Source organism: Cupriavidus sp. 207A1, assembly GCF_057798955.1.
Window position 1 is genome coordinate 62,265 of the sequence record NZ_JBYOJO010000004.1, and the last position, 22,634, is coordinate 84,898.

Below are 22,634 nucleotides of genomic sequence, written 5' to 3' on the forward strand. Positions count from 1 at the left end.
CGCGCTTACGGGGGTAGAATCTGCGCCTCGCACCGAAGAAGGCCGCCCGGTCCGCATGCCGGCTGGATCGCGGGCCTTCTGCCGTTTCGGAGGACCCCGTGCTGCGCGCGTTCGAACGTCTGCTTGATCCTTTCCCTCCCGACGAGGCACCGCCGCCACCCAAGGGCCTGGCGGCCTTCCTGTGGGCCTGCACCCGCGGCACCCGCCGCTACTTCGTCGCGCTGGCGCTGCTGAGCGCCGGCGTGTCGATCTACGAAGCGTGGCTGTTCTCCTTCCTCGGGCAAGTGGTGGATCTGCTGGCGGCGTGGCAGGGTAACCGCGAAGCCTCGGCACAGGAGCAGCGCGTGCTGTGGGGGATCGGCATCGTGCTGGTGACCAGCATCGGGCTGGTGGCGCTGCGCACCATGGTGCAGCACCAGGTGCTGGCGATCAACCTGCCGCTGCGGCTGCGCTGGGATTTCCATCGGCTGATGCTCAGGCAGAGCCTGTCCTTTTTCTCCGATGAGTTCGCCGGGCGCGTCACCACCAAGGTCATGCAGACCGCGCTTGCGGTGCGCGAGGTGCTGTTCACCTTCATCGAGATCGTGCTCGCCATCGGCGTGTACTTCATCACCATCATCGCGCTGGCGGGCGGCTTCGATTTCCGGCTGATGCTGCCCTTCATCGGCTGGATCGCGCTGTTCGGCCTGGCCATGCTGTACTTCGTGCCGCGGCTGGGCAAGGTCGGTCAGGAGCAGGCGCATGCGCGCTCGTCGATGACCGGACGCGTCACCGACGCCTACACCAATATCACCACCGTCAAGCTGTTCTCGCACACCCGGCGCGAGGCGCACTTCGCGCGCGCGGCGATGGAGGATTTCAAGGAAACCGGGTTCCGGCAGATGCGTCTCGTCAGCCAGTTCGAGATCGTCAACCAGGCCCTGGTGGTGGCGCTGATCCTGGCGGCGGGCGGCTATGCGCTGTGGCTGTGGCACGGGGCCGAGATCGGCACCGGCGCGGTGGCCGCGGTCACGGCCATGGCGCTGCGCATCAACGGCATGTCGCACTGGATCATGTGGCAGATGGCCTCGTTGTTCGAGAACATCGGCACGGTGCAGGATGGCATTGCCACGCTGACGCACGTGGCCAAGGTGCAGGACGCACCGGGCGCGCCGGCGCTGCAGATCCGGCGCGGCGAAGTGGAATTCGACCAGGTCCGCTTCAACTACAACGGCGAACGGCAGGTGCTCGACGGCCTCAGCCTGACCGTGCGTCCCGGCGAGAAGATCGGGCTGGTGGGCCGCTCCGGCGCGGGCAAGTCCACGCTGATCAACCTGCTGCTGCGCTTCTACGACGTGGACAGCGGCCGCATCCGCATCGACGGGCAGGACATCGCCCGGGTGACGCAGGACAGCCTGCGCAGCGCCATCGGCATGGTCACGCAGGACACCTCGCTGCTGCATCGCTCGATCCGCGACAACATCGCCTACGGCCGCCCCAACGCCACCGAAGAGGAAATCCGCCACGCCGCCGTGCACGCCCAGGCCGATGACTTTATCCGCCAGCTGAGCGACCAGCATGGCCACACCGGCTACGACACGCTGGTCGGCGAACGCGGGGTCAAGCTCTCGGGCGGACAGCGCCAGCGCATCGCGATTGCGCGCGTGATGCTCAAGAACGCGCCCATCCTGCTGCTGGACGAAGCCACCAGCGCGCTGGACTCGGAAGTGGAGGCCGCGATCCAGGAAAGCCTCGACGAGATGATGGAGGGCAAGACCGTGATCGCGATCGCCCACCGCCTCTCCACCATCGCCGCCATGGACCGCCTGATCGTGATGGACCAGGGGCGCATCATCGAACAGGGCACGCATGCCGAACTGCTGGCGAAGAACGGCACCTATGCGCGGCTGTGGCGGCACCAGAGCGGCGGCTTCCTGGGGGAAGAGCAGGAGGAGGTGCCGGACTCGGTGGAGTAGCGCGGCGGGCGATCGGCAGGCACGCAGAGCGGCTAGGCGGCCATGGCCCGGCGTTCGTCTTCATCGAGCACTGGCCCGTCCAGCGTCACGCGCGAGTGGTCGGTGCGGAATTTCCGGATGATCGGCTTCAGCTCTTCCTTGACGTGCGCTTCGCTGTAGCCGTTGAACAGGTGCCCGAGCAGGCCGCGGCGCAGGTCGGACGTGCCCATGATGTAGTCAGCGATCGGGAACGTCAGGTTCATGTTGTACTTCATCATGATGCCCATGTTGTGATGGGCGGTGTGGTGGCGCCGGATCGTATTGATGAAGGGCATGTTGCGCACGAACCAGTTGTCGTGCACATGGCAGCAATAGTGGAAGGTCTCGTAGATCAGGTACTGCGCCACCATGGTGATGAAGACAAAGTAGCCGGCGTTGGCATTGAAGATCAGCGATGCCAGGTAGCCCAGGCCACCGCCGCCCACGCCGAGCGTTGCCAGCACGCGCCACGGGAAGAACACGATGCGGAATTCGCGCGTGGTGTCGATGGTGGGTTCCTGGTCGGTGAAGTACTGGTGGTGCTGGCGCGTGTGGCGCTCATAGATGGCGCGCAGCGCGAAGACGTCGATGCGGCGGTGCATGACATAGCTGTGCATGAACCATTCCACGAAGTTGCCCGCCAGGAATACCGGCAGGATCAGCGCCCACTCCCAGGTTACGTCGTGCAGCTGCTGGATGGCCCACCACAGCGCGCCGGTGCCGACGCCGTAAATCACGACGATATGCAGCAGGCCGTTGTAGAGCGGGCTGATATCGGCCTTGTATTGCTCCCTGAACTTGCGTTGGCGTTCCGTCATCATGATTGCATCTCCGTCAATCCGCGCCGCACTAACATATCAGTTGGATATAAAAATGCGGCGACCCAAAAAATGCCCCTGGTGGCCAGGGGCGCCAATGCAGGCGCGGCGGGACGCCGCGCGGCGAACCCGCGTCGAACCGTTAATGCGAGACTTCCTCCAGCGCCTTGCCGCGGGTTTCGACGCCCAGCAGCAGGACCACCGCTGCCGCCACCGCAAAGGACAGGGCGCCAAGCGTGAAGACACCGCCCTGCCCCGCCACCGGCAGCAGCACGCCGACCAGGTAGGGTCCTGCCAGCGAGCCGATGCGGCCGACCGATGAAGCAAAGCCGGAGCCGGTCGCGCGCGAGCGTGTGGGGTACAGTTCCGGCGTATAGGCATAGAGCACCGACCACATGCCGAACAGGAAAAACTGCATGCACAGACCCGCGGCGATCAACTGCTCCACCGGCAGCCGGTGCACGGCCGCCTGACCATAGGCATACGCGGCCACGGCGCTGCCGATCAGCATAAGCGCGCAGGTCGGCTTGCGGCCCCACTTTTCCAGCAGCCATGCCGAGAAGATGAAGCCGGGAATGCCGGCCAGCGAGATATAGACCGTGTAGAGCACGGACTTGGTCACGGCGTAGCCCGCTTGCTGCAGCAGCGCCCCGAGCCACGTGGTCAGTCCGTAGTAGCCCAGCAGTGCAAAGAACCAGACCGACCACAGCATGACGGTGCGGCGCGCGTAGGGGCCGCTCCACAGCTCCATGAAGCGCGCCTTGCGGCTCGGCGCCTGCGCGCCGCCGAAGGTGGCGGACACCGCCGGCAGCGGACGGCCCGAGGCGCGTTCCACGCGCTGCTCGATGCCGGCCATCACCGTATCGGCCTCCGACTTGCGGCCCACGTCTTCCAGCCAGCGCGGCGACTCCGGCACCATGCGGCGCACCACGAACACGAACACCGCCGGCACCGCCAGCGCGATAAAGATGCCGCGCCAGCCGATCACCGGCAGCAGCAGGTAGGTCAGCGCGCCGGCCGCGATAAAGCCGATCGGCCAGAAGCCCTCCAGGATCGCGACATACTTGCCGCGGCTCTTCGCGGGCACGATTTCCGACACCATCGACAGGCCGATCGGAAACTCCATGCCCATGCCGAACCCGAGCAGCACGCGATAGATCATCAGCGAGGTCACGCTGTCCGCCAGCCCGCACATCAGGCTGCCCACGCCCCAGAAGATCATGCTGACCTGGAACACCGGCTTGCGGCCGAAGCGATCAGCCAGCAGGCCGGCGATGGCCGCGCCCAAAAACATGCCGAGGAAGCTGGAACTGGCCAGCAGGCCGGCCTGCGCCGCGCTCAGGCCGAACTCCGCCTTGATCGAGCCCAGCACGAAGGTCATCAGGCCCAGATCCATCGAATCGAAAAACCACGCCGTGGCGATGATGCCGAACAGCGAGCGCTGGTAGCCGGTCATCGGCAATCGTTCCAGTCGCGCCGCGATACCGGCCTCCAGCCTGAGGGCGCCTGCAGACATGTCCATGGTTGTCTCCTGTGTCAATGAGACGCGCTCTGTGGTGGCGCGCTTTGTAATATATTAGTTGCACATTTCTGATGTGCAAGTAATGGTTTACCGCCAGGGCCAGGCAGCCGCTGGCGGCACGAGCGAGGAAAGCGCCGGATAAATCCCCTGTCAGCGCACTACGCCACCCGGCGCCGCTGCGCCGGAGCGTGCGTTTCAGCCGAGAGCGTGCCCGCCCACGCATTGCGGACGATGGCGGCATAGCGCGCGGGCACGTCCGGCACGGGGAAGGCCTTGGCCAGGCGCGTGACAGCCAGTGCATCGCGCACCAGCGCATCGATGTCGCCCTGCCCGATGCCGCAAGCCTGGAGCGTTGTCGGCAAGCCAACGGCTGCCACCAGTTCGCGCACCACGCCGGGCACCCGTGCCACGGCGATATCGGGATCGCAGTCGGAGACGTCCAGCAGGCGGGCCATCGCCAGCAATTCCTCACGGCGCACGTCGGCCAGCGCATCGAGCACGTACGGCAGCATCACCGCGTTGGTGGTGCCATGCGACAGGTGCGTCAGGCCCGCGACCGCGTAGGCAATGCCATGCACGGCGTTGAGTCCCGCGCTGCCATATGACAGCGCCGCATAGACGCTGGCGTAGCTCATGCCGATGCGCGCTTCGCGGTCAGTGCCGTCCTGGTAGCTGCGCAACAGGTACCGGCCGCACAGGCGGATCGATTCGTGCGCGAACAGCATCGTCAGCGCATTGCGGCCGCTGTAGCCGGGGTCCGCTTCGCCGCCGCGGTCAAAGCTGGCGGAATCGAGCGTCAGGCAGGACTCGATCGCATGGGTCAGCGCGTCGATGCCGGCATCCGCGGTAACCCGCGGCGGACAGGTGTAGGTGAATTCGGGGTCGACCAGCGCCACCGCCGGGCGCAGCCGGTTGTCCATGACCGCCACCTTGGTCGCGTTGTCCGGATCGACCAGGATCGCTCCGGGTGTCGCCTCCGAGCCCGTGCCGGCCGTGGTCGGCATCGCGACCAGCGGCAGGATCGGAGTGCCGGCGTCGATGCTGCCAAGGAAGGCGCGCACGGGCTTGCCGCCAGGCAGGGTCAGGCACAGCGCCTTGGCCAGGTCGATATTGCTGCCGCCGCCCAGTGCGATGACATGGTCGAGCGGCGCGCCGCCGAGCCGCTCCCGCACGGCCGCCGTGGCCGCATCGCACAGCGTGGTGGTGGGATCGGGCATGCCGCCGTCATAGACCAGCAGCTCGACGCCGTGCGCGCGGGCGCCGGCGACGAGTTCATCCACCCACGGTGTGCCACCGGTGAAGAACGTGTCCGTCACCAGCAGGCCACGGCGATAGCCGAGCCGGCGCAACAGCGCAGGCAGCTGCGTACGGCATCCAGCGCCCATGACCAGCCGCGCCGGCGCGCAGAAATATACGAGGTCTTCCACTCTCATGCTGTCTCCTTTGGGGGGATTTCGGCTGGTCGGGCGCTATGCCAGCTGCGCCGGCCAGCGTGCACGCAGATGGCGGGCGATCTCCCGCATGCGTTGCGTCAGCACGCCATGGCCGGCGCCCTGGAGCACGAGCAGTTCGGCGTCGGCAATGCCGTTGGCCAGCATCTCGCCGTGGGCGAGCGAACAATCGTCGTCTTCGCTGCCGTGGATGACCAGCGTCCGGCAACGTATCTGTGCCAGCGCGGCACGCTGGTCGGTGTGGCGGATCGACTGCCAGGTCCACGCCACGGTGCGATGGTCCGCTGCCTCGCGCAGCCCCAGCCGCCGTTCGCGCATGGCAATGGCTTCCAGCAATGCTTCGCTGGTCGCGGCATCGAACCATTGCACCGCGTTCAGCCGCGGCGTGCCGGAGACCAGCAAAAGCTCTGCAGGCATCGGCTGTTCCGGGTGCTTGCGTGCACCGGCAAGATAAGCCAGCGCCACCGATACGCCCAGGCTCCATCCGGCCAGCACGAACGGGCCGCGCACGAACTGGCAGAGCGTGCGGCGCAGCACTTCGGCACCGGCATCGAGCGAGCAAGCCTGGGCATCGGCCGGTGGCATCGCCTTGCCGCGCCCCGGCAGGTTGGGCAGGACGAAGGTACAGCGATCGACGAGCTGTTGCGCCAACGGCATCCACGCGTCGCGCGTGCCCTGGATGCCATGCAGGGCGACCACCGTCACCGGCCCCTGCCCTACGACCAGTACGTCATCGTCCGCCATGCCGCCTCCGCACACATCTAATATATTAGTAGGATAATAGCAGAAAGCAGGGCATGCGCAAGCCTGCGGACACCTGTGTACAGAAGCTGCGTATGGCTCATATACAATGGGCTTCCGAGCTCTCAAACCCTTGGCCATGAACGCAAAAACCGCTACCCGCCCGCGCGCCGCCGCGGCACCAGAGCCTGAAGAGGCAGCCAGCCAGCGCGGCAAGCTGACCGACCTGGCCTACGAGCAGATCGAGGAAGCGATCGTGACGCTGCAGCTGGCGCCGGGCAGTTCGGTATCCGAGCTGCAGCTGAGCGAAATGACCGGCATCGGGCGCACGCCCATTCGCGAAGCGATCCAGCGGCTGGCGCGCGAGCACCTGATCATGGTGCTGCCGCAGCGCGGCTTGCTGATCGCCCCGATCGACGTCGGCAGGCAGCTGCGCCTGCTCGAGACCCGCCGCGAGGTGGAACGCCTGATCTGCCGCAGCGCCGCGCGGCGCGCGACGCCCGAGCAGCGCGATCATTTCAAGCGGCTGGCCAGGGAATTCGAACAGTCCTCACGCAACGGCGACGATGTCGCCTTCGTCCGCGCCGATCGTGAATTCAACGAACTTTGCCTGGTGGCGGCGCGCAATGAATTTGCCGAGGGCGCCATGCGGCTGATGCATGGCCTGTCGCGGCGGTTCTGGTATCTCCACTACAAGGAAGCCGCGGACCTGCCCACCATGTCGAAGCTGCACGCCGCGGTGGCCTCGGCCATCGCGCGCGGCGAGGTCGATGGCGCCGGCACCGCGCTCGACGCGCTGCTGGACAATATCGAGGAGTTCACGCGGGCGACGGTGCTGGGGGACTATCGATAGGTCGCAGGGCGGGCACTCATTTCCGCCCCAGCCACCGTAGCCGCACCGAAGAACTGGCTGGCGAAGTCAGGACTGCCCGGCCCCACCGTTGACAAGCCCCATCCGGCCCTCAAAAGAGTTGGCGCCGGCCATCATAGTCGAGGACGATCCGGTTCATCGCGCCCAGCAGCTCCTTGTCCCCGCCGCTAAGCGACTGCTCGATCGAGCGCATATAGCCCAGCAACTGCGCCTGGGCGGCATTGGCCACATCGGTGGTAATCCCCTCGTCGTCATGCAGGATCACATACGACCGCGCAAAACCGTAGACCAGGAAGTACGCGGCGGCGTGGTCCGGATCGGCGGACATCAGGGCCAGCGATTGCTCCTTGACCTTGAGGAATGCGTCCGTCCCCGGCACGCTGCTGGCAAACTGCTCTGTAACCGTCTTGAAGTCCATGGATAGTCTCTCAGGGGAAAAAAACGAACCGCTCAGACCTGCTGCAGCATGCGCCGCAACAGTCCGGCACCATCGGGGCCCTTGTAGGCGCGTTGCCAGAGTGCCTCGACCATGTTTGTGTAAAGCGATACCGCTTCCGGCGCGGCCGTCACCGAGGCGATGCCCGCCGAAATATTGGGAAATTCGCCGAAGCGGAACGGACTGATGGCCACATAAGAGCCGGTCGGCCGCTCGAAGATCTGGAACGTGGCATTCGGCATGCTCTCGTTAACGATGCCGATCCGCATTCCCGCATGCTGCTGTTCCAACAACACCGCGATGCGCTCCACTTCCGCGCGCGCCGCCAGCGATCGCTCCATGCGCGTCGCGGGGGGCAGGTCCATCCGGCCGACCAGCCCGAAATGGACAAAGCGTTCAAGCTCGCGCAGCCCGATCAGGCTCAGGATCGGCGCCGGGTGCGAGGCATACGATTCCTTGCGCTCGCGCAGCAAGGCCATGACGGCCTGGATGCGGCCGTCGTCGTTGTCGCCGCTCTCCCTGAGCATCTGCTCCAGAAAGCGGTCATAGTCCGGCGAGGTCAGCAGGAACGAAATCGGCTCGAAGTGCGCAAGGATCCGGGTGGCGCCCTGCTCGAGCTGGCGCATGCGTTCGATGTAGGCGATGGCTGACGGGTAGTATTCCGTGCCCGCGCCGAGCAGCGATTCCAGCGAGGTATCGAGGATGCCGGCCAGGCGCTCGAGCGTCTCGATCTTGACGATCTCGCCCTTCTCCATGCGATATACCGCTGCGCGGGAAATGCCCAGCACCTCGGCAATCTGCTCGGCCCGCAGTTGCGCGCCCAGCCGGTAGGCGCGCAGCCGCGCGCCCAGTGCCTCGAAATCGATCCCGCCGGTACCGGTGGCGCGACGTTCCATGTCTGTCTCAATAATTAGATTGATGTCACTATAGCATGGTGCCGGCGCGGCGCACATCCGTCGCTGCGGGGTGTAGGGAAAAACCCGGAAATACCGGAAAAACGCTTGCCATGCCGCGCGAGGCCGCATAGTCTAAAAAAATAGATTTTCACTGATGCCTCGTCGATCCTTTGTGCCATTCGCCACGAGGAAAGCGGCGTAGTGCTTTTTGAGACCCATTCAGTCTAAAAATGGAGACAGCATGACAAGCCAGCCCCTCACCCAACCGGTCGCCGCGACGGAGGCGCCGACTTCGCCGTACGCGTGGAAAGCCCTGGCCGGCTCCGCCATCGGCTACGCCATGGACGGGTTCGACCTTCTGATCCTGGGCTTCATGCTGCCGGCGATCAGTGCCTCGCTTCTGCTGACCACCGGCCAGTCCGGTGCGCTGGTCACGTGGACGCTGGTCGGGGCCGTGGCCGGCGGCATCATTTTTGGTGCATTGAGCGACCGCTATGGCCGCGTCAGGGTGCTGACGTGGACCATCGTCTTGTTTGCGGTATTTACGGGCATGTGTGCCCTGGCCCAGGGCTTCTGGGACCTGCTGGTCTACCGGACCATTGCCGGCATCGGGCTCGGTGGCGAGTTCGGCATCGGCATGGCGCTGGCCGCCGAGGCGTGGCCCGCGAGCAAGCGCGCGCGCGTGTCGTCCTATGTCGCGCTGGGCTGGCAATCGGGTGTGCTGATGGCGGCGTTGCTGACGCCGTTGCTGCTGCCGCTGGTGGGTTGGCGCGGCATGTTCGTGATCGGCGTGCTGCCGGCGCTGGTGGCATGGTTCATCCGCAACCGGCTGCATGAGCCCGAAGTGTTCGTGCGCAGCGCACGCACGGAGAAGAAGCCCAATGCATTCAGGCTGCTGGTCGCGGATGGCAAGACCACTCGCACCAGCCTGGGCATCGTGATCCTGTGCTCGGTCCAGAACTTCGGCTACTACGGCATCATGATCTGGCTGCCCACCTACCTGTCCAAGGCGCTGGGCTTTTCGCTGACCAAGTCGGCCTTGTGGACCTCGGTGACCATCGTCGGCATGATGATCGGCGTCTATGTCTTTGGCCACCTGGCCGACCGCATCGGCCGCAAGCCGACCTTCCTGATCTTCCAGGCCGGCGCGGTGGCAATGGTGCTGGCCTATGCCAGGCTGTCCGATCCCATGACCATGCTGTGGGCCGGCGCCGTCATGGGCATGTTCGTCAACGGCATGATCGGCGGCTATGGCGCGCTGATTTCCGAAGCGTACCCGACCGCGGCACGGGCCACCGCACAGAACGTGCTGTTCAACATCGGGCGCGCCGTCGGCGGGCTGGGGCCCATCGTAGTCGGCGCCATCGCCGCGGCGTATTCGTTCCAGCTGGCGATCGCACTGCTCGCGAGCATCTACGTGATCGACATGATCGCCACCGTCTTCCTGATCCCCGAACTGAAGGGCGTGGAACTGGAATAACGCCGGAACCACGCACCAGCCATTGCTCCGCTGCGCCGCCCGGCGCAGCGCCATCCTCAGGAGTTACCAACATGTGTGCCACCGTGTGTAGCGCGGATTCCGCGGCTACCGTAGCCTCCTATCGCTGTCGAATCGTTGAACATGCCTGGGTCAACCAGCGCTACAAGTACATCCGGCTCGAATCGGAGGCCCCGCTCGCGGCGATGACCCGGCCGGGACAGTTCTACCAGCTCAGCTGTCCCGCCACCGCCGAAGCCCAGCCCTTCCTGCTGCGGCCGATGAGCGTCTATGGCGCCGGCCCGGAAAGCGGGCGCATCGAGTTCCTCTACAACGTCACCGGCATTGGCACACGCGCGATGGCCACGCTCCCGGTCGACGGCCATCTGGACATCGTCGGCCCGCTCGGCAACACGTTCACGTTCGAGCCCTCGTTCCGGCGCATTCTGGTGGTCGCGCGCGGCGTCGGGCTGGCGACGATGGCGCCGCTGATCCGCCAGGCTGCCGACGCCGGCACCGCCATCACCGCGATCATGTCGGCACGCAGCCCGGCCGACCTGATGGAAAAAGAGTTCCTGCGCGGCGCCAGCGCCGAGGTGCACGCCGTGTTCGATGCCGACGGCACCTCCTCGGTCGAGGCGGTCGAGGCCCTGGCCCGCCGCCTGATCGACACGCAACGTCCCGATGCGGTCTACACCTGCGGCTCGCACCGCCTGCTGATGCTGCTCCAGCGGGTACTGGAGGATCACCCTGGCGTCCAGGGCGAGGTCGCGATGGAGCAGCGCATGGCCTGCGGCATGGGCGTGTGCCTGTCGTGCGTGCGGCTGTTCGATTGCGATGGCGACAAGCAGTTCCTGCGCGTCTGCCGCGAAGGTCCCGTTTTCAAGATTCGCGAAGTGGTTGGGGAGGTGGAATTTGGCTAATCTGACTGTACGGGTTGGCGACCTGACGTTGCGCAACCCCGTGATGCCCGCATCCGGCTGCTTCGCCATCGAGTACCGCGAGGCGATGGATCTCAAGCGGCTGGGCGCGCTGGTCATCAAGAGCGTCTCGCCCAGGTCGCGCGCGGGCAACCCCACCCCGCGCGTGGCGGAAACCTTCAGCGGGATGCTGAATTCGATCGGCATTCCCAGCAAGGGACTCGACTACTACCGCCAGGAAGTCCTGCCCGCCTATACGCAATACGACACGCCCGTCGTCGTGTCGATTTCCGCCGATACGGCCGAAGAGTTCGGCGCCGCCTGCGAAGAGATGTCGTTGCCGGAAGTCGCCGTGATCGAGGCCAATATCTCATGCCCCAACCTGGAAGCCGACGGCATGGCCTTTGCCATGTTGCCCGAGACCACCTACAAGGCCGTCTCCGCGATTCGCCGCCGCACCCGGCATCCGTTCTGGGTCAAGCTGACGCCTAACGCGGGCAATATCGCCGCAGTCGCGCGCGCGGCCGAGGAAGCCGGTGCCGATGCGATCGTGATGGGCAACACCGTGCTCGGCATGGCGATCGACATCCGCACGCGCAAGCCCAAGCTTGGCAATGTCATGGGCGGCCTGTCCGGGCCGGCGATCAAGCCGATTGCCCTGCGGCTGGTGCACCAGTGCTATCGCGCCGTGCGCATCCCCATCATCGGCTGCGGCGGCATCCAGAGCGCCGAGGACGCGATCGAGTTCATGCTGGCGGGGGCGTCGGCGATCCAGGTCGGCACGGCCTCGTTCAGGGATCCCGGCATCATGCAGAAGATCATCGACGGGCTCGATGCGTATTGCGAGCAAGCCGGCATCGCCTCGATCCGCGACCTGACCGGGCAGGTGATCCTCGACCGCCAACTCAGCGACCGCTGGCTGCGCTTCGCGCAGCAGTCGGGCTGAGCAACCGGACATGTCCATGGATATCCTGGAACTCAAGCCGCTGGCGGAACAATTGTTCGCCGACATCGGCGCGCTGACGTTCGACGGCGTCGGCATTACCCGCGACAGCTATGGCGCCGGCGAATCGGCCGCGGCCGACCACCTGCGGCGCTTTGCCGGGCAGCACGGGCTGGACGTACGGAGCGATCGCGCGGCCAACCTCGTGTTCGCCCTGCCCGATGAAGACCCTCGTGCACCGGCCGCGTGGGTCGGCTCGCATGTCGACTCTGTGCCGCAAGGCGGCAACTTCGACGGCCTGGCGGGGATCGTCGCCGGCCTGCTGTGCCTGATCGCACGCAAGGCGCAAGGCGGGTCCGGCGCCGCACCGCTGCGCGTGATCGCCTTCCGGGGCGAGGAAAGCGCGTGGTTCGGCAAGGCCTATATGGGATCGGGCGCCGCGCTGGGCAAGCTTGGCGCGGACGACCTCGCGCTGAAGCACCGCAGTTCGGGCAAGACACTTGCCGATTGCATGGCCGCGGTCGGTGCCGACGTCGAGGCCATTGCGGCACAACAGCCCTTGTTTGACCGTGCGGCAGCCGCGGCATACCTGGAACTGCATATTGAACAGGGCCCGGTAATGGTGGCCCGCAAGCTGCCGCTGGCGGTGGTGCCCGGAATTCGCGGGAACATCCGGCACAACCGCATTACCTGCCTCGGCGAACCCGGCCATTCCGGCGCGGTGCCGCGCTGGCTGCGCAAGGATGCGATGTTCGCCGTGGCCGAGCTGATCACGCGGCTCGACGAACACTGGAAGGTGCTGCTCGAGCGCGGCATGGACCTGGTAGTGACCACGGGTGTGGTGTCCACCGACCCCGCGCAACATTCCATTTCCCGGATTCCGGGCAAGGTCGAATTCAGCTTCGAGGTTCGCAGCAAGAGCGTGGACACGCTGGAAGGCTTCTACCAGTTGCTGCGCACGGAGTGCAAGGCCATCAGCCGCGACCGCGGCGTGCATTTCGAATTCGACCGCCGTGTCGAATCGGCCCCGGCGACGATGGACCCGGCGCTGTCTGGCCTGCTGCGCGACGCGTGCGCCGGCGCAGGGCTGCCGACTGAAATGGTGCCGAGCGGCGCCGGACACGACGCCGCGCTGTTTGCCAATGCCGGCATCCCCACCGCCATGCTCTTTGTGCGCAACGAGCACGGCTCGCACAACCCGGACGAAGCGATGGACCTGGACGATTTCATGCTCGGCACCCAAGTCATGTATCGGGCACTCGAAAGCATCCGCGCCGGGAGGCAGCCATGACTGTGCAGACCCTGACCATCCGCCGTCCGGACGACTGGCACCTGCACCTGCGCGACGGCGACCTGCTGCGCGCGGTGCTGCCGGCGTCCGCCGGCCAGTTCGGCCGCGCCGTGGTGATGCCCAACCTGAAACCGCCGGTTACCACGGCGCAGGCGGCCATCGCCTATCGTGAACGTATCGTTGGCGCATTGCCGCCGGGATCCGCCTTCACCCCGCTGATGACCTGCTACCTGTGCGACACCACTGCTGCGGCGGAGATCCGCGACGGGTTCGACGCCGGTGCCTTTGCCGCCGCAAAGCTGTATCCCGCCGGCGCCACCACCCATTCCGAGTACGGCGTGACGTCGATCGACCGTATTGCGGGCGTGCTGGCGGTCATGCAGGACATCGGCATGCCGCTGCTGATCCATGGCGAAAGCACCGATCCGGCGGTCGATGTCTTCGATCGGGAAGCAGCGTTCCTGCAGGCCACGCTGCGGCCCCTGCTGGCCCGCTATCCGCGCCTGAAGGTGGTGCTGGAACACATTACCACCGCCGAGGCGGCCGACTTCGTCCTGCGCGACGCCAGCGGCAGGCTGGCCGCCACCATCACGCCGCAGCACCTGATGTTCAACCGCAACGCCATGTTCGCGGGCGGCATCCGGCCGCACTACTACTGCCTGCCGGTATTGAAGCGCGAGCGACACCGGCTGGCGCTGCGCCGTGCCGCGACCTCGGGCTCGCCGGCGTTCTTTCTCGGCACCGACTCGGCGCCGCACGATACCGAAGCCAAGCAATCCGCATGCGGTTGCGCGGGGATCTTCAGCGCGCCGGTCGCCTTGCAGGCCTACCTGACCGTGTTCGAGGAGGAGCATGCCCTGGATCGCTTCGAGGCCTTCGCCAGCGACAACGGCGCGCGCTTCTACGGCATGCCGCCGAACCAGGACACGATCACGTTACACCGCAGCCCCATGCACGTGCCGCAGCACGTCGAATTGCCGGACGGCCGGCGCATCCGCCAGTTCCTCGCCGGCGAGACGCTGCCATGGATGCTGGCCTAGCCCACGCCAACCCTAATCGGATCCCATCACCATGACCAATACCTATCGCACCGAAGCCGACCTGCTTGGCGAACGCCAGGTGCCGGCCGACGCCTACTACGGCGTCCACACGCTGCGGGCCTGGGAGAACTTCCAGATCAGCGGCACGCCCATCTCGTCGTGGCCGGAGCTGATCATTGCGCTCGCCTCGGTCAAGCAGGCCGCGGCCGAGGCCAATGCCGAACTTGGCCTGCTGCCCGCGAACCTGCGCGACGCCATCCTGGCCGCCTGCCACGACGTGCGCGAGGGCATGCTGCACGACCAGTTCATTGTCGACACGATCCAGGGCGGAGCCGGCACGTCGACGAACATGAATGCCAACGAGGTCATCTGCAATCGGGCGCTCGAGCACATGGGGCACGGCAAGGGCGAATACCGTTTCCTGCATCCCAACGAGCACGTCAACATGGCGCAGAGCACCAATGACGTTTATCCGACGGCATTGCGCATTGCCACGTACTTTGCCATCGAGCACCTGCTCGAAGCGATGGAAGTCCTGCGCGCGGCGTTTGAACGCAAGTCGAACGAATTCTCCGGCCTGCTCAAGCTCGGCCGCACCCAGTTGCAGGATGCGGTGCCGATGACGCTGGGGCAGGAGTTCTCGACCTACGCGGTCATGCTCGAAGAAGACATGGCGCGCCTGCGCGAAAGCGCCCTGCTGATCCGCGAGATCAACCTGGGCGCCACCGCGATCGGCACCGGCATCACCGCACACCCCGACTACGCGCCGAAGGCCTTGGCCGCGCTGCGCCGCATCACCGGCATCGACCTGTGCCTCGCGCCCAACCTGGTGGAAGCCACGCAGGATTGCGGTGCCTTCGTGCAGATCTCGGGCGTGCTCAAGCGCATCGCCGTCAAGCTGTCCAAGACCTGCAACGACCTGCGGCTGCTGTCCAGCGGGCCGCGCGCCGGCTTTGGCGAGATCAACCTCCCGCCGATGCAGGCGGGCTCGTCGATCATGCCGGGCAAGGTCAACCCCGTCATTCCGGAGGTGGTCAACCAGATCGCCTTCGAAGTGTTCGGCAACGACACCACCATCACCTTTGCCGCCGAGGCCGGCCAGTTGCAGCTCAACGCCTTCGAACCGGTGATTGCCGCCAGCCTGCTCCGCAGTTTCCGCCACCTGACCAACGGCTGCCTGACGCTGGCGCACAAGTGCGTCGACGGCATTACCGCCAACCCCGAACGCCTGCGCGAGACCATCGAGCGCTCGATCGCGCTGGTCACGGCGCTCAATCCCGTGATCGGCTACAAGAACGCGACCTCGGTCGCCGCCGAGGCCCATGCCAGGGGCACCACCATCCGCGAAGTGGTGCTGGCACGCGGCCTGATGTCCGCCGAGGCGCTCGACGAGGCCTTGCGCCCCGAAACCCTGATCCGGCCGCGTGCCGACAAGCTCGGCGGCAAGCCATGAACGAGAGCGTCCTCATGCCCCAACATCGAACCATGCCGACGCTGCAGGGGTCCGTCGGCCGCGCGCTGGTCGAGGCCGGCTGCGTCCGCTTTCGCGGCGACGAACCTTTTCGCCTGCCCTCGGGGTGGGCCAGCCCGGTCTATATCGATTGCCGCCGGCTGATCTCCTACCCGGCACTGCGCCGCGCGCTGGTGCAGCGCGGGGTGCAGCTGCTGCGCGAGCGCGGCCGCCTGGACGGCATCGACGTGGTCGCCGGCGCGGAATCCGGCGGCATCGCGTACGCCGCATGGGTGGCCGAGCTGCTCGACGTGCCGATGGTCTACGTGCGCAAGGAAGCGCGCGGCATCGGGCCCAGCGCGCAGATCGTCGGCGAGATCCGCACGGGCGAGCGCGTGCTGCTGGTCGACGACATGATGGCAGCGGGACGGTCCAAGGCCGTCTTCTGCGCCGCACTGTCTGAGGCCGGCGCCGTGGTGCGGGACCTGCTGGTCCTGTTCGACTACGGCACCTTCCCGACGCAAGCGGTCCTGTCGCGCTGGCAGCCAGCCGTCCATGCGCTGGCGACGTGGCGCGAGGTCCTCGACGCACTAAGCGGGTGCGGGGACGTCGCCGACACCGACCTGGCCGGATTGCAAGCCTTCCTGGCCGATCCGCCGGGCTGGTCCGGCAGGCACGGCGGCATCGCCGCGTAGCCCTCAACAACGGATTGTGTGCCGGCCGCTCGCCCGTCATCACGGGCGGTGGCCCCCTTTTGCCCAAAATTTCCCCGAACCCACCATGGACGACGCCTTCAAGCAAAGCGCCCTCGCCTACCACTGCACCCCAACCCCCGGAAAGATCTCGGTCACGCCGACCAAACCCCTCGGCAACCAGCACGACCTGGCGCTGGCCTACTCGCCTGGCGTGGCCGCCGCCTGCGAGGCCATCCACGCCGAGCCCCTGGACGCCCGGGACTACACCGCCCGCAACAACCTCGTCGGCGTGATCACCAACGGCACGGCGGTGCTCGGACTGGGCAACCTCGGGCCGCTCGCCGCCAAGCCCGTCATGGAAGGCAAGGCCTGCCTGTTCAAGCTGTTCGCGGATATCGATGTGTTCGACCTGGAGCTGGCGGAGACGGACCCTGGCAAGCTCGTCGAAGCCATCGCGATGCTGGAGCCGACCTTCGGCGGCATCAACCTCGAAGACATCAAGGCCCCGGAGTGCTTCCAGGTCGAACAGGCGCTGCGCCAGCGGATGCAGATCCCGGTGTTCCACGACGACCAGCATGGCACCGCCATCATCGCCGCCGCGGCGATCCTGAATGGCCTCAAGGTGGCCGGCAAGTCGATCGACCGCGTCAGGCTGGTGTGCTCCGGGGCCGGCGCCGCCGCGCTGGCGTGCCTGGACCTGCTGGTCAGCCTTGGGCTGCCGCGCGGGCACATCGCCGTGCTGGATTCGCGCGGCGTCATCCTGACGGACCGGCAAGCGCTAGATCCCAGCAAGCGCCGCTTCGCGCAGGAACCTGCCGTCTACGCAGCGCGAGCCCTGGGCGAGGCGCTGGAAGATGCCGACGTGTTCCTGGGCTGCTCCAGTGCGGGGGTGCTCAAGCCTGCCATGCTGCGCGGCATGCGCGAGAAGCCGCTGATCCTGGCCCTGGCCAACCCCGAACCTGAAATCCGCCCGGAAGCGGCGCGCCAGGCGCGACCGGACTGCCTGATCGCAACGGGCCGCTCCGACTACCCCAACCAGGTCAACAACGTGCTGTGCTTCCCGTTCATCTTCCGGGGCGCGCTCGATGTCGGTGCGACCACCATCACCGAATCGATGAAGCTGGCTTGCGTACACGCGCTGGCTGCGTTGGCCGAAGAGGCGCCCGGGCCTGAAGTCGCCGCCGCCTACCCCGGCAAGTCCCTGGTATTCGGCCCCGACTACCTGATCCCTACGCCGTTCGATCCGCGCCTGATCACCCGCCTGGCACCGGCAGTGGCCGAGGCGGCCGCCGACGCCGGCGTGGCGCGACGCCCGATCCAGGACATGGCGGCCTATCGCGCGCACCTGGCGGCGCGCCGCCGGCAAGTTTTTCCACACCACACCAACTGAAAACAAGCTGGAGGAGACCATGCAACGAAAACACTCGGCCCTGGCAGCGGCCGCCATGGCCGCGAGCCTTGGACACCCGGCCCTGGCCCAATCCGGCGTCACCCTGTATGGCCAGGTCGACGCCTTCGTCGGCAGCACCCGCGCCTCGGGCGGCGAGCGCACGGCCATCGTCGGCGCGGGCGGCATGCAGACTTCCTACTGGGGCATGCGCGGCACCGAAGATCTCGGTAACGGGCTCAAGGCGATATTCGACCTGAACGGGTTCTACCGCGTCGACACGGGGCGCTTCGGCCGTTCCGACAGCGACGGCTTCCTGACCCGCAGCGCCTATGCCGGGCTGCAATCATCGAAGTACGGCACGGTTCGGCTCGGGCGCAATACCACGCCATATTTCCTGTCGACGATCCTGTTCAATCCGCTGGTCGATTCCTACAACTTTGGACCGTCGATCTTCCATACCTATAGGACGGCGACCGATGGACGCGTGTTCGATCCCGGGATCATCGGTGACTCCGGATGGTCGAACTCGGTCGTGTACTCCTCGCCAACCGCCGGCGGCCTGACGGTGAACCTGATCTACGCGTTTGGCGAGCAGCCGGGCAGCAACGGCCAGAACAAATGGGGCGGCAACCTAACCTGGTTCAACGGCGCCTTCGCCGCGACGGCCGCCTTCCAGCAGGTCAGGTTCAACACCGTCCCCGGCGACGTGACAGCGCCCGCGGCCCTCGCCGGCTTCGACAAGCAGACGGCGGCGCAGCTGGGCGTGACCTATGACTTCGGGGTCGCCAAGCTGTTCGGGCAGGCACAGTACATCCGCACCGCCATCAACGGCGCCCAGGGCGATATCCGGCATGCGAACGGCCAGGTCGGCGCGTCGATTCCGGTCGGGGCGGGCAGTGTGCTGGCCTCCTACGCCTATGGCAACACACGCAACGATGTGGCGGGAATGAGCCGGCATACGGCCGGCATCGCCTATGACTACAACTTGTCAAAGCGGACCGATCTGTATGCCGCGTATTTCTATGACCGCGTAACAGGGCGGCCGCATGCCGGGACCATAGGGGCCGGCATGCGGCATCGGTTCTAGGGTCATTACCGCCGCGGAATCCGCCACTCCCGCCGCGCCGTCTGCCGGCTCAATCGAGCGTGATGGCTTCGCGCTGGATCACCGCCGTCCAGTTGCCTTCCTCCCTTGCCACGCGCTTCGCGAAATTGGCCGGATCTAGCATCACGACATCGCCTTGCTGGCCCAGCGCTGTCTTGGCCTTGCTGTCCTCGAGCAGCCCCTGCGCGACCGCATGGAGCTTCTGGACGATCTGCGGCGGCGTGCCGGCCGGTACCAGCATGCCGATCCAGAAGGTCACGTCGAAGGGCGAGATGCCAAGCTCCTCCAGCGTTGGCACATCCGGCAACTGCGCCATGCGCTTCGGTGCGCTGACGGCGAGGGGCTTGAGCTTGCCCGCTTTTATCTGAGGCAGCGCCGTCCACGTATCGAAGGCAGTATCCAGCTCACCGCTGATCACGGCCAGTTGCGCCTGTGCCGCGGACTTGTACGGAATGTGCGTGGTCTTGATCCTGGTGCGGTTGTTCAGCATGGCAAAGCTGAGATGCGCGATATTGCCCGGCCCGGCCGAGCCATAGCTGACCTTGCCGGGATGCTGCGTCGCGTAGCGCACCAGCTCCGGCACCGAACCGACCCCGTTCTTCTGCGACCAGTCAGGGTTGGTGACGAGGATGAAAGGCGCCTCGAGGACCAGGGTGACCGGCGTGAAGTCCTTCGGCGAATAGGTGCCCTTCTTGTAGATCTGCGGGTTGATGGTGATGCTGCTGGAGTTGGTCACCAGCAAGGTATAGCCGTCGGGCGCAGCCTTGGCGACCTCGCCCACGCCGATCAGTCCGTTCGCGCCCGCCTTGTTTTCCACCACCACAGGCTGGCCGAGGGACTTGGTCAGCCGCTCCGAAAGAACCCGGGCCACGGTATCCGTGAACGACCCCGCCGGAAAGGGAACGATCATCCGGATCGGCTTGTTGGGCCAGCCGGTATTCTGCGCCGCGGCCGGTGCGGCCATCGTGGTGGCCAGGATGCCAAGCGCGGCCGCCGCCACGCTGAGTTTGCCGGCCTTTGCGCCTGCCTGGCAGCGCTGGATCCATGTCGGTTTGTTCATGTCGTCTCCGTATCGTGATTGGTGTGCTGAATGCTTGCCGGCCTATGTCGTTTCCTTCGCGTGCTTTGGTTTCGCGACGGTGCCGGTGATGCCCTGTTGTGCCAGGCTTGCGATCCGGTCCGCGCTGAGCCCAAGCACGCGGCGCAGCACCGCTTTGGTGTGTTCGCCCAGCGTTGGCGCGACATGGCGGATGGGCACGGGGTCCGGCCCGGTCCTGAACCATGCGGTGCTGGCTGTGTAGGTGCCGATGTGGGCGCGCTCGACTTCGCGCCAGAACCCGCGCGCGCGCAGGTGGGGGTCCTGCAGCACCTGCGACATGGGCCGCACCACGCCCGCGGCGATTCCGGCCAGTTGCAGCTGGTGCATTGCCGCTTCGGCGTCGCGGACCACGCACCAGGACTTGATCGCCTGCTCGATCCTGTCCGCCTCGGCGCGCCGTCCCGCGGCCTGCGCCAGGCGGGGATCGGCGGCAAGGTCCGCCCGGCCGATCGCCCCGCACAGCGCGGGCCAGTCCGCATCGGTCACCGTCAGTACGATCCATGCATCGTCGCCTGCGCAACGGAAGCACCCATGCGGCGAATGCATCGGATGGCGATTGCCCTGCCGCGGCGACACGGCGCCGGTGACGGATTGCTCCAGCATGAACGGTGCGGCCATCGGCAGCATCGCCTCTACCTGCGACAGGTTGATGTGCCGCCCCTGCCCCGTCGTCTGCTGCGCAAACAGCGCAAGCAGGATCGCCGCGCCGCCGTTCAGGCCGCCGACAGGATCGCCATAGGCGTACGACGTCATGGCCGGCGGACCATCCGGGTGGCCCGTGTACAGCGGCAGCCCGCTGGCCTGCTCGAGCGTGCCGCCGTACGCACGGGTGTTGCTCCACGCGTTGCCGAGTCCGAAGGCCGGCATCGACAGCATCACCAGCCGTTCGTTCCTGGCGCGCAGTGCTTCGTAGTCCAGGCCGAGCTTTGGCAGGACCTCGGCGGAGTAATTCTCGATGACCGCGTCGGCGCTTTCGACCAGCTGCAGCAGCAACTGCTTGCCTTCGGGGCGCGTCAGGTCCAGCGTGATCCCCAGCTTGTTGCGGTTCATCAGGTTGAAGTTCGAGTTCTTCTCGTACAGCCTGTCCCGATAGAACGCCTCGGTGAAATTGGCGCCGCGCCACCAGTCGGGATAGCCGGTGCTCTCGACCTTGATGATCTCCGCGCCAAAGTCGGCCAGCGTCCGCGCCGCCAGCGGCCCCGCCCAGCCCATGGTCAGGTCGACGACGCGAATGCCCTGCAGCGGCAAGCGTTCGCCGGCCGTGCGCCTGAGGCTCAGGCGCGGGCGATGATCCAGTCCCGCGGTGCGGTAGTGCAGGCCATGCTCACCCTTAGCCGGCGCATTGCCGCCGGGCAGCGGCCCCGCCGCATCGAGGCGCAGCGGCACCACCGGGCCCTCGAACGAAGCGCCGCCCACGCCGACCGGCACGAAAGCGCCGCGCTGCCGGTGCACTGCCTGGCCAAGCAGGGTCTCCATGGTCGGCACGATCACGGCCGGATGCTTCTTGTCGCCCAGGATCTCGAACCACTGCCGCGCCGTGCGCGTCAGGAAGGCAGGCCTCAGCAGCGCGTCGATCTCGTCGGCGCGTTCCATCCGTTCCGGGCCGCTGGCGTAGCGTGGATCGCTGCCGAGGTCCGGAAGCCCGATGGCCTCGCACAGGCCCTTCCACTGCGGCAGCGTGTGCGTAAAGATGCCGATCCACCCTTCGGCGGTCTGGTAGATCCCGGCCGGATGCGTGCCGCAGAACCGGTTGACGCCAAGGCGCCGCAGCGGATGGCGCTGGTCCTGCACCATGCCCGCTTCCATCTCGACCACGCCGAAGATCGCTTCATGGGCGCTCAGCACATAGCGGCGGCTGCCCTGCCCGCTTCCGATCAGCGCCGCGACGGCGGCCGAGAATGCGCTCAGCCCGACCACGATCGCCGACTGCACGTCGTGCGGCATGTGCGGCGGCCCCTCCGCGGGGCCGCTGCCGTGCACGGCGCCGGCAAGCCCGCGGCACACGGCTTCGGCGCCGGCGTAATGGCTGTACGGCCCGCTCTCGCCGAACCAGGTCAGTGCCACCTCGATCGGCTCGTGCCGTGGCGTGTCGCCGGCCGCCCGCAGCCAGACCGGCGTGCCGAGAATGCCAGGGCCTTCAGCCAGCGCACGGGCGTCCAGCACCACGTCGCACGTCAGCGCCAGCTGCGCCAGCCACGCGGCGTCCTCTACGTCCCGGTCGTCGGCAGTAACGCTTCGCTTGTTGGTATTCAGCCACGCAAACAGCGCGCTTTCCGGCTGGCCGGCATCCGCTGCGCTGACCAGCGGCGGCATCCGCCGCCACGCGTCGCCCGCGGGGCTTTCGACCTTGATGACTTCGGCGCCGAAGTCGGCGAACAGCTTGCCCGCGTACGCCAGCGCGGGGCCGCTGCCGACCTCGAGCACGCGCAAGCCGCCCAGCGCCAGCTGCGCCGGGTCAAACCCATGCTTCATCATGGAAACCTCTTGTGCTGTGTGCAGCGATTGGTCGGGCACGG

General features: G+C 66.7%; 18 protein-coding genes and 1 pseudogene. 11 read left to right on the forward strand and 8 right to left on the reverse strand.

What is annotated here, in order from left to right:
* Positions 1-98: 98 nt before the first annotated feature.
* Entirely contained in the window at positions 99-1,955 is a 1,857-nt protein-coding gene (locus tag AC3FMM_RS08445; RefSeq protein WP_115683534.1) for an ABC transporter ATP-binding protein, read from the forward strand.
* Positions 1,956-1,987: 32 nt separating this feature from the next.
* Here the strand turns inward: AC3FMM_RS08445 and AC3FMM_RS08450 are convergent, their stop codons facing one another.
* The 4 genes from AC3FMM_RS08450 to AC3FMM_RS08465 form a co-directional block, all read right to left on the reverse strand.
* A complete protein-coding gene (locus AC3FMM_RS08450; protein WP_116314054.1) occupies positions 1,988-2,794 on the reverse strand; it encodes a sterol desaturase family protein in 807 nt (268 codons plus the stop codon).
* A 139-nt stretch (positions 2,795-2,933) separates the two neighbouring features.
* On the reverse strand, positions 2,934-4,313 hold the full coding sequence (locus tag AC3FMM_RS08455) for an MFS transporter (RefSeq protein WP_115713802.1): 1,380 nt from the start codon (positions 4,311-4,313) through the stop codon (positions 2,934-2,936).
* A gap of 158 nt (positions 4,314-4,471) precedes the next feature.
* Positions 4,472-5,746, reverse strand: coding sequence for an iron-containing alcohol dehydrogenase (locus AC3FMM_RS08460; protein ID WP_115713803.1), 1,275 nt, complete (start codon positions 5,744-5,746; stop codon positions 4,472-4,474).
* A 36-nt stretch (positions 5,747-5,782) separates the two neighbouring features.
* Entirely contained in the window at positions 5,783-6,508 is a 726-nt protein-coding gene (locus AC3FMM_RS08465) for an alpha/beta fold hydrolase (RefSeq protein ID WP_488686428.1), read from the reverse strand.
* Between the two features lie 136 nt (positions 6,509-6,644).
* On the opposite strand from AC3FMM_RS08465, the gene AC3FMM_RS08470 reads away from it, so the two are divergent.
* Positions 6,645-7,358: a GntR family transcriptional regulator gene (locus tag AC3FMM_RS08470; RefSeq protein ID WP_326346489.1), complete on the forward strand. Its 714-nt coding sequence runs from the start codon at positions 6,645-6,647 to the stop codon at positions 7,356-7,358.
* Between the two features lie 109 nt (positions 7,359-7,467).
* Here the strand turns inward: AC3FMM_RS08470 and AC3FMM_RS08475 are convergent, their stop codons facing one another.
* Entirely contained in the window at positions 7,468-7,794 is a 327-nt protein-coding gene (locus AC3FMM_RS08475; RefSeq protein ID WP_115713805.1) for a hypothetical protein, read from the reverse strand.
* Between the two features lie 32 nt (positions 7,795-7,826).
* Complete coding sequence (locus AC3FMM_RS08480; RefSeq protein ID WP_115713806.1) at positions 7,827-8,708, reverse strand: helix-turn-helix domain-containing protein; 882 nt, start codon at positions 8,706-8,708, stop codon at positions 7,827-7,829.
* A gap of 241 nt (positions 8,709-8,949) precedes the next feature.
* Between AC3FMM_RS08480 and AC3FMM_RS08485 the strand changes: the two genes are divergently transcribed.
* The 9 genes and pseudogenes from AC3FMM_RS08485 (at position 8,950) to AC3FMM_RS08525 (ending at position 19,001) form a co-directional block, all read left to right on the forward strand.
* Positions 8,950-10,188 carry an MFS transporter gene (locus tag AC3FMM_RS08485; protein ID WP_115713807.1) on the forward strand — a complete coding sequence of 413 codons (1,239 nt, stop codon included), beginning with the start codon at positions 8,950-8,952 and terminating at the stop codon, positions 10,186-10,188.
* Positions 10,189-10,259: 71 nt separating this feature from the next.
* The gene (locus AC3FMM_RS08490) at positions 10,260-11,108 is read left to right on the forward strand and encodes a dihydroorotate dehydrogenase electron transfer subunit (RefSeq protein WP_116314048.1); all 849 of its coding nucleotides are present in this window, start codon (positions 10,260-10,262) and stop codon (positions 11,106-11,108) included.
* Positions 11,101-12,051, forward strand: coding sequence for a dihydroorotate dehydrogenase (locus tag AC3FMM_RS08495; RefSeq protein WP_116314047.1), 951 nt, complete (start codon positions 11,101-11,103; stop codon positions 12,049-12,051). Before AC3FMM_RS08490 ends, AC3FMM_RS08495 begins: the two co-directional genes overlap by 8 nt.
* 16 nt (positions 12,052-12,067) lie before the next feature.
* Positions 12,068-13,339 carry a hydantoinase/carbamoylase family amidase gene (locus AC3FMM_RS08500; protein ID WP_488686546.1) on the forward strand — a complete coding sequence of 424 codons (1,272 nt, stop codon included), beginning with the start codon at positions 12,068-12,070 and terminating at the stop codon, positions 13,337-13,339.
* A complete protein-coding gene (gene pyrC / locus AC3FMM_RS08505) occupies positions 13,336-14,379 on the forward strand; it encodes a dihydroorotase (protein ID WP_116314046.1) in 1,044 nt (347 codons plus the stop codon). The genes AC3FMM_RS08500 and pyrC overlap by 4 nt, the downstream gene beginning before the upstream one ends.
* A 31-nt stretch (positions 14,380-14,410) precedes the next feature.
* A complete protein-coding gene (gene aspA / locus AC3FMM_RS08510; protein WP_488686429.1) occupies positions 14,411-15,832 on the forward strand; it encodes an aspartate ammonia-lyase in 1,422 nt (473 codons plus the stop codon).
* 14 nt (positions 15,833-15,846) lie between these two features.
* Positions 15,847-16,524 (forward strand): orotate phosphoribosyltransferase, encoded by a 678-nt coding sequence (locus AC3FMM_RS08515; protein ID WP_116314747.1) that lies wholly within the window; start codon positions 15,847-15,849, stop codon positions 16,522-16,524.
* Positions 16,525-16,609: 85 nt separating this feature from the next.
* A pseudogene (locus AC3FMM_RS08520) lies at positions 16,610-17,872 on the forward strand (malic enzyme-like NAD(P)-binding protein); the annotation flags it as partial.
* Between the two features lie 61 nt (positions 17,873-17,933).
* The gene (locus AC3FMM_RS08525; RefSeq protein ID WP_488686430.1) at positions 17,934-19,001 is read left to right on the forward strand and encodes a porin; all 1,068 of its coding nucleotides are present in this window, start codon (positions 17,934-17,936) and stop codon (positions 18,999-19,001) included.
* A 49-nt stretch (positions 19,002-19,050) separates the two neighbouring features.
* Here the strand turns inward: AC3FMM_RS08525 and AC3FMM_RS08530 are convergent, their stop codons facing one another.
* Positions 19,051-20,079 (reverse strand): tripartite tricarboxylate transporter substrate binding protein, encoded by a 1,029-nt coding sequence (locus AC3FMM_RS08530; protein ID WP_488686431.1) that lies wholly within the window; start codon positions 20,077-20,079, stop codon positions 19,051-19,053.
* Between the two features lie 42 nt (positions 20,080-20,121).
* The gene (locus AC3FMM_RS08535) at positions 20,122-22,593 is read right to left on the reverse strand and encodes a CaiB/BaiF CoA-transferase family protein (RefSeq protein ID WP_488686432.1); all 2,472 of its coding nucleotides are present in this window, start codon (positions 22,591-22,593) and stop codon (positions 20,122-20,124) included.
* Between the last annotated feature and the right edge of the window lie 41 nt (positions 22,594-22,634).